Below are 12,550 nucleotides of genomic sequence, written 5' to 3' on the forward strand. Positions count from 1 at the left end.
CCGTCGTGTCGGTGACGCGGAAGTTCGGGGCGTCGACGCCCTCGAGTCGGGCGTGCTCGCTCTGACGGAGATCACAGCCACTCGGCGGTGACGGGCCGGCAAACGTCGTTACGGACCGATCACTCCGGGTTCCGCCCGCGGACGAGCGTGACTGTTCGCGACGACCGCCGAACGACCTGTTCAGCTACCGACCCCGTTATCAGGCGGGCCGCAAGCGATCGACCGTGGCTTCCCATGACGATCTGATCGTAGTCGTTCGCTTCGGCGTACGCCACGATCGCCGCCGCCGGCTTCGCCTCGTCGGTCGCCGTCTCGAGCGTCGTCCCGTGGTCGTCGGCGATCGCGGTCGCCGACTCGAGGACCTCCTCGGCGCGGTGTTCGTGGGCGGCGAGTACCCTCTCGAGATAGGTTCCCTCGACGTCCGTCCGGGGCCGGTCGAACGGGAGCGACAGCGCGTGAAACCCCGTGTGGGTCGCCTCCGGGAACTCGATGAGCGCGTACTCGAGCGCCGCTTCGGCCTGTTCGGAGCCGTCGAGTGGGACGAGCACGTCACCCGGAAGCTCTCGATCGCGGATCGCGTCGGTCGTCTCCGGAACGACCGTCGTCGTGACCGGCGATCGGCGGACGACTGCCTCGCTGACCCGACCGAGAAACGGCCGCGTGATGGGCGATTCGCCGTGGCTCCCGAGGACGACGTGGTCGACATCGGCGATCGGGTCGTCCTCGTCGCCGGCAGCGACCGCGAGAATTTCCGTGTGCGGCGTCCCCTTCCGAAGGGCGGTCCGGAACTCACCGTGGTGGCCGCGTTCGTCGGCGCGGTCGGCCGCTCGCTCGAGGAGTCGCTCGCCGTGCTTTTCGGCGCGTTCCGACAGCGACTCCGGGCCGCCGGCGACCCCCTCGTGATCGTGACGAGGATCGACGACGTGGAGCGCGGTGATCGACGCGTCTGGAACGGACGCGAAACTGTACTCGAGGCCGGCGAAACCGTGATCCGAGCCATCGACCGGAACGAGAACGTGACGTGACATGGGTCTGTTCGGGGGGCGTTGGGCCGCCGATCCGTCGTTCCACGTCGACGCGAATAAACCATGATCCCGACGGAGTCCCGGCTACCGCTTCGACAGGGCCACACGGTAGTAGTAGGCGTCGTGTGGCCGTCGGACCGCCGCGACGCGCCACCCAGTTCCGACCGCCGCTTCCCGGAGCCGATCGGGTCTGAACAGCCGGAAAGCAGGGTGTACCCGACGATACCGTCGTACTCGTAGTGGAGCACGCGGGAGGCGAGCCCGGGCGTCGGATCGTCGCGGTACCCGAGCATCTCGTCGGCCCCCCTCGAAGGTGGGATCGTAGCAGTCGACGACCGCTGTCGCGTCGTCGGTCGTGACGGCCGCCAGATCGCCGAGTAACTCCCGGAGTCCCTGCATCGATCCCGACAGTCCCAGCTGCGTGCCGGCGACCGTCATCCCGCACTGGTCGCAGACGTACAACCCGCGTTCAATACGGTTCGCGTCACGCTTGCGACCACAACACGAACACGACTTCGAGGTATCCTGCTCGGATACCTCCTCAATCGAGGTTCCCTCCATCTCGGCTTTGTATTCGAGGAGATCGGTGAAGCGGTCGAACGCCCACGAGACATCGACAGCCGGTCTGACCCGTACGGTTCACTGTACGTCGTTTCCAGTGTCACCACGACTCGAAGCGGGACACCGGTAAATCGGGATAGTGATCCCCAGCACTGGGACATTGTCGCACCCGACCGACCACACTCTATCGGCTTCGACGACCTCCGAACGAAGCACAACGATAAACTGAGAAAACGTTCTCCCCGAAAACGTCTCCGGGTCTCTCTGGATATCGTTTCCTACCGGAAAATCGCTGCAGAGCGAGAATATTTATTATGAAGAATTACCGGTGGACGACAGTGTGTGCCCGGCGAGAATTGTAAACTCCACCAGGGATTTTTTACACTCGGGTGGCTAGTAGCGTGATATGCAACTGCACAACAGGGACGTTCGGCAGGACGTCCGCGAACTCGGGGCATTGCTCGGGGACGTCCTCGAGGAACAGACGTCACGGAGCGCGTTCGAAACCGTCGAGTCGTGCCGGCGCGACGCGATTGCGTACCGGTCGGGCGACCTCGAGTCCAGGGAGCCACTGGTCAGCGACCTCCGGGGGCTTTCACCCCACCAGCAGCGGATCGTTTCCCGGGCGTTCACGACCTACTTCGAGTTGATCAACCTCGCGGAGGAACGCGAGCGGGTCCGGTCGATCCGGGTCGGCTCCCAGGAGGGGTCCCTCGAGGACAGCCTCGAGACCGCGGCCGAGGAGATCGGCGAGACCGACCTCGAGACCGCCCAGCAGGTGCTCGACGACGTACTCATCGAGCCGACGTTTACGGCCCACCCGACGGAAGCCCGGCGCAAGACCGTCAAGTCGAAGCTGCGGGCCATCTCGACGCACCTCGAGACGATCGACGAGCGGCTGTTGACCGACAAGGAGCAACGTCAGGTCTGGCGCGACATCGACGCCGAGGTGACGAGCCTTTGGCAGACCCCGCAGGTACGAAACCGCCAGCCCGAACCCGAAGACGAGGCCCGCAACGTGCAGTGGTACCTCGAGAACACGCTGTTCGACGTCGTGGGCGAAGTCTACGACGAACTCGACGAGGCCATCGACGAGGAGGCCGCCCTCGACGGCGACCTCGAGATTCCGAAACTCTTCGAGTTCCGCTCGTGGGCCGGCAGCGACCGCGACGGCAACCCCTACGTAACCCCCGACGTCACCGCGAACACGCTCGAGCGACAGCGCGAGGTCGTCCTCGAAAAGTACCGTGAGCAGCTCAAGCGCCTCTCTGGCGTGTTGAGCCAGGACGGGAGCCGGATTTCGGCGGGGTCCGCGTTCCAGGCGTCGCTCGAGGACGACCGAGAGCGACTGCCCGGAGTCGCGAAGACCGCCGAAGAGCGATACCCCGACGAGCCCTACCGGCAGAAGCTCAAGCTCATGCGCGAGCGGCTCGATCGGGTCGGCGACGTCCGTCCCGGCGGCTACGACGACGTGGCCGAACTCCGCGAAGACCTCGCGGTCATCGCCGAGAGCCTGCGGGACAACGACGCCGAGGGCGTCGTCGAGTCTCACGTCGATCCGATCCGCCGACAGGTCGCGACGTTTGGCTTCTCGCTTGCCAGCCTCGATCTGCGTGAACACCAGGCGAAACACACCAACGCCCTCGCGGAAGCCCTCGAGCGCGAGGGGATCGACTACCGATCGCTGACCGAGGACGAACGAGTCGAACTCCTCACTGACGCCGTTTTGCAGGACGATCCGCTCCTCGATCTCTCGTCGCTTGCCGACGCCGAGGACCTGTCCGACGACTCGGTACGAGTCCTCCAGCTGTTCGACGAGCTCGGGGACTGGCAGACCGAGTACGGCGTCGAAGCCATCGACACCTACGCCATCTCGATGACCGAAGAGCCGAGCCACGTCCTCGAAGTCCTCTTTCTCGCCGATCAGGCCGGTGTCGTCTCCCTGCCGGAACACTGCGGGATCGATATCGTGCCGCTGCTCGAGACCGAGTACGCCCTCTCGGGTGCCCGGCGCATCATGGGGACGCTGTTCGAGAACGAGGCCTACGCGGGGGCACTCGAGGCGCGGGACCACACCCAGGAGATCATGCTGGGGTACTCGGACTCGAACAAGGAGAACGGCTTTCTCGCGGCAAACTGGTCGCTGTACAAGAACCAGCGTCGACTCGGGGAAATCTGTGACGACCACGACGTGACGATGCGGCTGTTCCACGGTCGTGGTGGCTCGATCTCTCGGGGCGGTGGTCCAATGAACGAGGCGCTGCTTGCCCTGCCCAACAGCACTGTCACGGGCCAGGTCAAGTTCACCGAGCAGGGTGAGGCGATCGCCGAGAAGTACGCCAACCCCCGGATCGCCGAGCGCAACATCGAGCAGATGCTCAACGCGCAGTTGCGAGCACGCAAGCGAGCGCTCGAGCAGCCGGAAGAGGACGTCCCCGAGGAGTGGGTCGAGGCGATGGAGACGATGGCCGATGCTGCCCGCAGGGAGTACCGCGATCTCCTCGAGAGCGACGGGTTCGTCCGGTACTTCGAGCAGGCGACGCCGATCACGGTCATCGAGGACCTCAACCTCGGCTCCCGGCCGGCGTCCAGATCGGGCGAACGCACCGTTGAAGACCTGCGGGCGATCCCGTGGGTGTTCTCCTGGACACAGTCGCGGTGTATCCTGCCGGGCTGGTACGCGCTCGCGGCCGGAATCGATGCGTATCTCGAGGGCGAGGAGCCCCGTTCCTCGGAATCGTCGAGCGGCGGGGGGTCGATGGAGACCCTCCAGGAGATGTACGAGGAGTGGCCGTTCTTCCGGACCACGCTCGACAACGCCGCACTGTCGCTGTCCCGGACCGAACTCGAGATCGCCCAGCGGTACGCCGACCTGGCCGACGACGACCTGCAGGAACGGTTCTTCCCTCGAGTGAGCGCGGAGTACGAACGCGCCGCCGAACTGATCAAGACGATCGGCCAGCGCGACCAGTTGCACACCCGCGACTGGCTCGGCGAGAACCTACAGCGGCGCAACCCCTACGTCGACCCGCTCAACCTGTTGCAGGTCTACCTCCTCGACCAGACTCACCGCACCGACGTCGAGGAGCGGACGCTGCGACTGACGGTCAAGGGAATCGCCGCGGGGATGAAAAACACCGGCTAGTCGGTACGGCGACATCTCCGTCGGCCAACTACTATATGGAAACGGCACTCTCGTGGCCGTATGGACTTCGATCTTCGGGCGTTCGTCGATAGACTCTGCCGGTTCCGAACGACTGCCGGCGAGGAAGCTGTCGCGGCCGAGTGGCTGTGTGAACGCCTCGCTGAACTCGATTTCGACACGTACACGTGGGACGCAGACCCCGAGTTGCTGTCGGACCACCCGTCGTTTCCGGACGATCCGAATGCCATCGACGTCGACGGTCGACGGAGCGTCGCCGGCGTCCTCGCGCTAGGGGAGGCGGACCCGAACGGAGGCGACGAGTATCCGACCGTCGTTCTGAACGGACACCTCGACGTCGTCCCCGCGGACCGAACGGTATGGTCGAGCGACCCGTACGAGCCGGTTCGACGCAACAGCCCCGACGACGGAAACAGCGACGACCCGGAGACGCTCACCGCCCGAGGTGCGGCCGATATGAAATCCGCCGTCGGGGCCTGCGTCGCTGCCGCGCTGGACGTACGCGAATCGGTCGAATCCGGCGCTTTCGACGCCGACCTCCGGATCGTCGTCGAAGCCGTCGCCGGCGAGGAAGACGGTGGCTTCGGTGCTGCCACCGCAGCCCTCGAGAATCCCTATCCGTTCGATCGCGACGCGGCTATCGTCGCCGAACCGACGGCACTCCGACCGGTCGTCGCCTGCGAGGGCTGTCTGATGAAACGACTCGAGTTGACGGGCCGGAGTGCCCACGCTGCAATGCGGTGGGTCGGCGAAGACGTGCTCCCGCGGTTCGAACGGATTCGCCGGGCGTTCGTGGACCTCGAGTCCGAGCGGTCGGCGACGGCGACGCATCCGCTGTACGAAGGGTTCGAGATTCCGGCCCCCGTCGTCTGCGGGACGGTCGAAGCGGGCTCGTGGGCGTCGACGGTGCCCTCGTCGCTGACCGCGGAGTTCCGGATCGGCGTGCTCCCCGGCGAGACGGTCGACGAGGTCGAGGACCAGTTCGAACAGCGGCTCGCGGAGGTCGTGGCGGACGATCCGTGGCTCCGTGAGCAGCCGCCAACGTTCGAACGCTTCTCCGTGCAGTTCGAACCGTCGGAGATCGACGCCGACGAACCCATCGTCGACGCGGTACGTGAGGGAATGGCCGTTACAGGCGTTCCCGACGCCGACCCGGCGGCTGCGACCTACGGCGCTGACGCGCGCCACTACGTCGAGGCGGGCATCCCGACCGTCGTGTTCGGTCCGGGAAGCATCTCGGAGGCTCACTATCCCGACGAGACGATCGAGTGGGACGAAGTCGAACGGGCACGAAAAGCGATCGCGACCGCGGTTCTCGAGTACGCCGGCAGTGACGCCGACGATCGATAGGTCGGGCTACTCGAGTGTCGGTACCGGCACCGACTCGAGGACGCCGTCGACGACCCGCACTTTGTCGACATCGTTGACCGTCGCGTCCGGGGTCAACACCAGTCGATGGGCGAGCACCGACTTCGCGACGCGCTTGATGTCGTCGGGCGTAACGTACTCGCGACCGACGAGCGTCGCGTAGGCCCGTGCAGCCTCGAACAGTCGCTGGGTACCCCGCGGAGAGACGCCGACCTCGACGCGTCCGTCGGTTCGCGTCTCCCGAGCGAGCGCGGCGACGTACTCGAGCAGGTCGTCGTCGACGCGGACCGTCTCCGGCACCGAGCGGAGGTGGTCGACCTGCTCGGGCTCGAGGACTGCCTCGACGGAGGGGCTGGTCGTCTCGCGACCGGCGCGGCGACGGAGGAGATCGATCTCGCCGGCTTCGTCGGGGTATCCCATCGAGGTCTTGACGAGGAAGCGATCGACCTGTGCCTCGGGAAGCGGGAAGGTCCCCTCCTGCTCGACGGGGTTTTGCGTCGCGATGACGAAAAACGGGTCCGGCAGTTGGCGGGTCTCGCCGTCGACGGTGACCTGTCCTTCTTCCATGGCCTCGAGCAGCGCGGCCTGCGTTTTCGGCGGTGCGCGGTTGATCTCGTCCGCGAGGACGATGTTGGCGAAGATGGGGCCCTCGTTGAACTCGAAGGTCCGCTCGCGCTCGTTGAACACGTGAGTGCCGGTCACGTCCGCGGGGAGCAGATCGGGCGTAAACTGGATGCGCGAAAAGGAGAGACCGAGCGCGTCGGCGACGCTGCGGGCGGTCAGCGTCTTCCCGGTTCCGGGAACGTCCTCCACGAGGACGTGGCCCCGTGCGACGACGCCGACGAGAATCTCTTCGAGGAAGGACCGATCGCAGATGACGGCCTGACCGACTGTCTCGAGGACGGCTTCGCACTCGCTGCTGGCCTGTGTCACGTCCATGGGAACGGCGTCGGCGGCTCGCGTCAAATCGTTTACGTTCGAGAAACGTGGGCACGCGACATCGAGAAGTCGTCACAGACAGCGAGAAAAATCGAAACCGGTAAAAACGTCTCGCGGGTAGATAGGGGTGAGCCGAGATAGCCTAGCCCGGCCAAGGCGGCAGATTCGAAATCTGCTGTCCTCACGGACTCGGGAGTTCAAATCTCCCTCTCGGCGCTTCTGTAGCGACCAACGCCGACGAGCGACGCGTGGCGGGGTAAGTCAACGTAAGGCCCCGACGCCGTCTATGGGTTAGCGCTCACGTGTCTCGTCGCCAGTCCGGCGTATGTCACTATATCGCATAGTGGGCCGTCATTCGCAGGCTCGTTTCTTTTCGACGTGGCTGTAGACCGGAGAGTGTGACTGACAATGCGTCCCTTCTGTGCGCAGGCCGTCGTGAAGACCTGTCGGCAACTCGAGTTGCCCGCCGAGAGCGGACCATGGGCCGAACGCGAGGTGGCGACGGTCGATGAGTGACGCATCCGACGACTCCGACAGTAACGGTAACGACACCTTCCACCCACTCGGCGAGGCCGCCGAGGATCGATTCGAGGAGATGCTCGAGGAGACCGAGTACGACGCCGAACTCGGGATGGAGATGGCCAAGGACGCGATGCGGTTGACGAAGGGCGAACTCACCGACGAGGAGTTTTACGATCGCTACCACGAGGACGTCGTCGAGGAGTTCGGCGAGGACGAGCGGCCGATGGCCGGTCGGATCGAAGCCGCCCGCGAGGCGGACAGCGACGAGGGGGCGGTCTCCGAGTTACTGTCGACGATCGGCGGCGACGAATCCCGGCGAGACGTGATGAAGAAGATGGGTGTGGGCGCGAGTGCCGTCGGGCTCGGCGCGTTCGGAGCGAGCCAGTCGCCCGATCCACCGACGAGTGCGGTACAGGACGAGGACGCGGAGGGTGCGGACGCCGACGCCGGCGGTGACGGTGACGGTGACGGAACCCAGTGGGGAATGGCCCTCGACCTCGAGACCTGCGACGGTTGTCTCTCCTGTGTCGTCGCCTGCAACGCCGAACACCAGTGGAACGACGGAGCGAACTGGATGTACATCCTCGCGTACGAGGACGGCATCGTCGAGTCCCCCGAGCCCGACGACTTCGATTCCACGCGGGATTTCAACTACCTGATCCGGCCCTGTCAGCACTGTACCGACGCCCCCTGCGAGAAGGTCTGTCCAACGACGGCACGTCACACCCGCGACGCCGGTGGGCTCGTGTTGACCGACTACGACGTCTGTATCGGCTGTCGGTACTGCCAGGTCGCTTGCCCCTACGGCGTCAACTACTTCCAGTGGGAAGGACCGCCCGAAGGGGCGGAGGAGATGGACGAGGACATGATCTACGACGAACGTGACCGCTGGGTCAGCGGTGCCGGTCCGCAGGGCGTCATGGAAAAGTGTGTTTTCGATCCGGCCCGCCAGGACGGGCAGATGGGCGAGGACATGGTCGGCACCACGGCCTGTGAAGAGGCCTGCCCACCGGGTGCGATCCAGTTCGGGGACATGAACGATCCCGACAGCGATCCCCAGCAGTACCTCGAGGACGTGCCGCTGGCACGGGCGCTCGAGGACGACCCCGACGAGGAAGAGCTACAGGACGCGATCGCCATCCTCGAGGGCGAAGAGGAGCCGGCCGACGACGAGGACGACGACGGGTTGACCGAGGACCAGGCACGACGGCTCGTCGAGGGGGAGTACGGCGACGGCTCCTCGCAGTTCCAGCTACTCGAGGAGTACAACACGAACCCGAACGTCCGCTACATCGGCAACGAGCCGGGGCCGAACGCCGAGCAGGTGCCGGGGCCGGTCGCCTACGACGACGTCGGAATGGTCGACAACCGCAAGAACGTCCTCGACGAGGGGACCGTCGACGGCGGACTGGACCTCTAACCGGTCGATTCGTGGGTCGGTTCGTCGACGCTTCGGACGGACTTCGTGTTTTTGCGGGCTCGCTCGATCGTCGACCNCGATTCGTGGGTCGGTTCGTCGACGCTTCGGACGGACTTCGTGTTTTTGCGGGCTCGCTCGATCGTCGACCGATACGTCCGTTGGAACTATTCGAATGAACTATTGTCTTTCGTTAACAATTGTCATGTATGTCGACCTGGATCGATCCGAAACCACAGTCGGCCGAAGAGTGGGGAACGAACACGCGCCGCGAGAAGCTACGCGCCGACGAGTGGGCCGTCCTCGACGACGTTGGCCCGATCGAGGACACGCTCGAGCGAGCACTCGCCGTCGAACTTCCGTACCAGGACTCCGAACGCGTTCGGTACCGACGGACGGACCTGGGTCTCGACGACGATCCGTACACCGACGGACGGGCGATCGTCGACGGCGGTGTAACCGACGCCGAACAGATCAAACTCATGGCCAGGGGGTATCTGTGGAACGGAGAGGCCGTCGTGGACAACGGCGAACGGTTCAAGATTCAGGTCCGTCGACCCGGGTCGCCGGACGGCATCGACCCGTTTCGCGAGTACGAAATCTGGTACCGCTACCAGCCCGGAACGATCACGACGGAACTGGAGCGCGAGTTCGAGCCGACGGAGCCGTCCGAGACGAAACGACGGACGGTCGACTTCGAGGACGTACCGGAGCCGCTGTGTCACCACCTCGCGAAACTCGAGTTGATTCGCAATCCGCCGTTCGCCCGGCACGTCCTTCGGGAGCACGGCTGGTGGACGGAGTACGCCGAGCCCCTCCGGTGGGACCCAGCGGCGTTCGACCGATGACCGCAGTCCCAATGCGGACCTTTCTTGAGAACGCGCCCGAACCACCGGTATGGACACGCGTGACCGGATGATCGTCGGAACGCTCTGGATCGGCGTCGCAGCCCTGATGGCGATCACGCTCGAGCCCGGCGTCCCACAGACGCTCGACGACGCTGCACGGCTGTTCGTCATCGTCGTCGCGCTCTTTCTCGCAGTGTTGTACCTCTTCGATCCCTGGGAGTTGCTCAGTCGACAGCCGTTCCACTGAGCGAGCCACCGAGTCTCAAAAGCGGAATCGGTACACTCAGTCGTCCGCTGGTGCGAACGGCCGTTCCTCGGTCGCGAGCAGTCGATCGAGCGCGTCGACCATCGCCTCGACGCTCGCGCGGGTGATGTCCGCCTCGCTGCGGGCGACCGACACCGAGCGATCGTCCCGGACCATCGTCACTTCGACGGTGACGACCGCATCCGTCCCGCCCGTGACCGCGTCGACGTGGTAGGACTCGAGTTCCGCGTCGGCCTGCGAACCGAGAGCCTCGCGGACCGCCGAGACGGCTGCGTCGACCGGTCCGGAGCCGGTTCCGCTGGCGACTCGCTGTTCGCCGTCGACATCGAGTCGGATACTCGCCGTGGGGACGGCACCGCCGCTGGTGGCGGTGAGGTCGAGCAGTTCGACGACCCGCTCGCGGTCGTCACCGGTCACGTCCTCGGCGATCGCCAGCAGATCGGCGTCGGTGACCCGCCGGCCACGGTCCCCGAGTTCGGTCACGCGTTCGGCGATCGCGGCGACCTCGTCGTCGGTCGCCTCGACGCCGTGTTCCTCGAGCGTCGCTTCGACGCCCGCACGGCCGGTGTGTTTCCCGAGCGCGAGCCGCCGTTCACGTCCGACCGTCTCGGGCGGGTACGGCTCGTACATCCGGTCGTCTTTGAGCGTACCGTCGGTGTGAATCCCGCTCTCGTGGGTGAACGCGTTCTCGCCGACGACGGCCTTGTTCGGCGGCAGCTGGACGCCAGTCGCTCGAGAGACGAGCTGTGCGAGTTCGTACAGCCTCTCGAGGGCGACAGTTTCGACGCCGTAGACGTGCTCGAGCGCGATCGCGACCTCCTCCAGGGCGACGTTGCCGGCGCGTTCGCCGAGGCCGTCGACCGTACAGTGGACCAGGTCTGCTCCCGCGGAGACGGCCGCGAGCGCGTTCGTCACGCCCAGCCCGAGGTCGTCGTGGGTGTGGGCACTGACCGGCCCGTGCTCGGCGAGCCGGGAGACCGCGGTCGCGGTGTGCTCTGGACCCGTGTGACCCACGGTGTCTGCAAAACAGAACCGGTCCGCGCCCGCATCGAGAGCCGTCTCGGCCAACTCCTCAAGGTAGCCGAGGTCGGCTCGAGAGCCGTCCTCGCCGATGACCTCGACCCACAGGTCGTGGTCGGTCGCATACTCGACGAGTTCGGCCGTCGTCGCGAGGTTGTCCTCGCGCGAGGTGCCGACCTTCGACTCCACGTGTCGGTCGCTTGCCGGGACGACGACGTGGACACCGTCGACATCACACTCGAGCGCGAGATCGACATCGCTCTCGAGCCCGCGACAGAAACTCGTCACGCGGGCGTCGAGATCGAGATCGGTCACCCGAGCGATCGCGCGACGCTCGCCGGCACCCGTACAGGCGCTGCCGGCTTCGACGACCGAAACGCCAGCACGCTCGAGCGAACGGGCGATCTCGACTTTTTCGTCCGGCGATAGCGAGACGCCCGGTGCTTGTTCGCCGTCCCGCAGCGTCGTATCGAGAAGGCGGACTGTACGATCCGATGGAATCGTCTCTCCAGGGGTATGATCGACTGACAAGAGTGATGAACTGCGACTACGTTCGTCGCGGAATTTCGCGCCCAGCCGGGTTGCCCCGACTTCCTCTATCCTCGTCCGGCGATGAGAACGAATCTCGTGTCATCGTGTCCCGTCCTTCGAACCTCCGCGACTTAAACCTGTGTACTATGTCAGCGTTTACGAATCGAGACTAGTTGCCGACATATCCATCGAAGAATGAACGTTCGTCCACCAGACCTCCGGCGTTAACCGTCTTCGAGGATCACTCGATCGCCGGATTCGACGCCAGTCGCCGTTCCCGCGGGGAACTCGAGGATCGTGTCCGCCTCCGCCCGTTCGAATCCACGCCACGGGGGCAGCCGTTCGACCCGTTCGACGACGTCGTCGACGATCCAGACGACGTCGATCGGGAAGAAGACAAACAGCATGTGGACATCCCGGGTCTCCGCCGCGTCGAACCGGAACGCGAGCGCGTAGTCGTCGGGAATCGACCGGCGGAACATGAGACCGCGGGTCTGACTGAGAATCGAATCCGCGAGGTCGACCCTCGATGCGAGGATCGTCGATCCACCGTCGGTCGGTTCGTGGCGTACGCGCACGCCCTCGAGTCGAGCGCCGGGCACAAAAAAGCTCACGCCCGTCGGAGTCCGCCGGTCACTCCGACGAATCTGGAGTCGCGTCCGCCGCCACGTCGGTGTCCTCGTCGAACGCGAACTCCGTCTCCGAAGCGTCGGTCGCCGCGTCCGCGAGTACCTGCTCCGTTCGCTCGCCGTCGGCATCCGTGTCGGTGTCGAACCGGTCGAGCGCCTCCGAGAGGACCGTCGCCTGCTGGCTGAGTTCGTCCGCAGAGTTCGACACTTCCGTCAGTGCGGAGGTCTGTTCCTCGGCGGCTGCGGCGACGGTCTCGGCTTT

At 65.5% G+C, this 12,550-nt stretch carries 9 protein-coding genes, 1 tRNA gene and 2 pseudogenes; 6 read left to right on the forward strand and 6 right to left on the reverse strand.

The genetic code is table 11. From position 1 onward, the window contains the following. Positions 1-119: 119 nt before the first annotated feature. Positions 120-1,028 (reverse strand): universal stress protein, encoded by a 909-nt coding sequence (locus tag C446_RS04020; protein ID WP_006671785.1) that lies wholly within the window; start codon positions 1,026-1,028, stop codon positions 120-122. A gap of 429 nt (positions 1,029-1,457) precedes the next feature. Continuing rightward, a pseudogene (locus C446_RS17780) lies at positions 1,458-1,634 on the reverse strand (zinc ribbon domain-containing protein); the annotation flags it as partial. A gap of 358 nt (positions 1,635-1,992) precedes the next feature. Between C446_RS17780 and ppc the strand changes: the two are divergent. Continuing rightward, positions 1,993-4,731 (forward strand): phosphoenolpyruvate carboxylase, encoded by a 2,739-nt coding sequence (ppc, locus tag C446_RS04030; RefSeq protein ID WP_006671787.1) that lies wholly within the window; start codon positions 1,993-1,995, stop codon positions 4,729-4,731. Positions 4,732-4,791: 60 nt separating this feature from the next. Then, positions 4,792-6,099, forward strand: coding sequence for a M20/M25/M40 family metallo-hydrolase (locus tag C446_RS04035; RefSeq protein ID WP_006671788.1), 1,308 nt, complete (start codon positions 4,792-4,794; stop codon positions 6,097-6,099). A 6-nt stretch (positions 6,100-6,105) separates the two neighbouring features. Here C446_RS04035 and C446_RS04040 read toward each other — a convergent pair whose 3' ends face one another. Continuing rightward, positions 6,106-7,056, reverse strand: coding sequence for an AAA family ATPase (locus C446_RS04040; protein ID WP_006671789.1), 951 nt, complete (start codon positions 7,054-7,056; stop codon positions 6,106-6,108). A gap of 131 nt (positions 7,057-7,187) precedes the next feature. Here C446_RS04040 and C446_RS04045 point away from each other — a divergent pair. From C446_RS04045 to C446_RS04060, 4 genes are all read left to right on the forward strand, one after another. After that, a tRNA-Ser gene (locus C446_RS04045) sits at positions 7,188-7,272 on the forward strand. A 292-nt stretch (positions 7,273-7,564) separates the two neighbouring features. Next, a complete protein-coding gene (locus C446_RS04050) occupies positions 7,565-8,998 on the forward strand; it encodes a 4Fe-4S ferredoxin N-terminal domain-containing protein (protein ID WP_006671790.1) in 1,434 nt (477 codons plus the stop codon). A gap of 206 nt (positions 8,999-9,204) precedes the next feature. Then, positions 9,205-9,843 (forward strand): hypothetical protein, encoded by a 639-nt coding sequence (locus C446_RS04055; protein ID WP_006671791.1) that lies wholly within the window; start codon positions 9,205-9,207, stop codon positions 9,841-9,843. Between the two features lie 49 nt (positions 9,844-9,892). Further along, positions 9,893-10,090, forward strand: coding sequence for a hypothetical protein (locus C446_RS04060; protein WP_006671792.1), 198 nt, complete (start codon positions 9,893-9,895; stop codon positions 10,088-10,090). Positions 10,091-10,126: 36 nt separating this feature from the next. Here the strand turns inward: C446_RS04060 and C446_RS04065 are convergent, their stop codons facing one another. The 3 genes and pseudogenes from C446_RS04065 to C446_RS04075 form a co-directional block, all read right to left on the reverse strand. After that, complete coding sequence (locus tag C446_RS04065; protein ID WP_006671793.1) at positions 10,127-11,659, reverse strand: (R)-citramalate synthase; 1,533 nt, start codon at positions 11,657-11,659, stop codon at positions 10,127-10,129. A 224-nt stretch (positions 11,660-11,883) separates the two neighbouring features. Next, positions 11,884-12,237, reverse strand: a complete 354-nt coding sequence (locus C446_RS04070) for a DUF192 domain-containing protein (protein WP_049920017.1) — start codon at positions 12,235-12,237, stop codon at positions 11,884-11,886. A gap of 55 nt (positions 12,238-12,292) precedes the next feature. Then, a pseudogene (locus C446_RS04075) lies at positions 12,293-12,550 on the reverse strand (methyl-accepting chemotaxis protein); the annotation flags it as partial.

It is taken from the genome of Halobiforma nitratireducens JCM 10879 (assembly GCF_000337895.1).
In the GTDB taxonomy this organism is placed as follows: Archaea; Halobacteriota; Halobacteria; order Halobacteriales; family Natrialbaceae; genus Natronobacterium; species Natronobacterium nitratireducens.